The organism is Pseudomonas sp. FW305-25 (assembly GCF_017351415.1).
Classification (GTDB): domain Bacteria; phylum Pseudomonadota; class Gammaproteobacteria; order Pseudomonadales; family Pseudomonadaceae; genus Aquipseudomonas; species Aquipseudomonas chlororaphis.
Genome location: NZ_JACNDE010000097.1, coordinates 1 through 208 on the forward strand (window position 1 = coordinate 1; position 208 = coordinate 208).

A 208-nucleotide genomic window follows, 5' to 3' on the forward strand; every position below is an offset into this window, starting at 1 on the left:
CAGGGCATCGTTTGGTGCCGTGAAGTTCACGGTGCCGGAAGACTCACCCACTGGAATAGTGATGGTTTGTCCGTTGGACAGGGTTACGACTACTGGCGAGCCGGTCACTGGAGCCGTTACGGACGCGGTGTAAACCACGGTGCCACCCTCGGCGACGCTAGGAGTGGCGGTCAGGCTGACGGTCGAGGTATCGATAGTGTCGGTGACG

1 protein-coding gene is annotated in these 208 nt (G+C 60.6%); it reads right to left on the reverse strand.

The features are described from left to right. Window positions 1-208 (reverse strand): immunoglobulin-like domain-containing protein (locus J4E58_RS31845; RefSeq protein WP_207255381.1); only part of this gene is annotated, 208 nt, incomplete at both ends.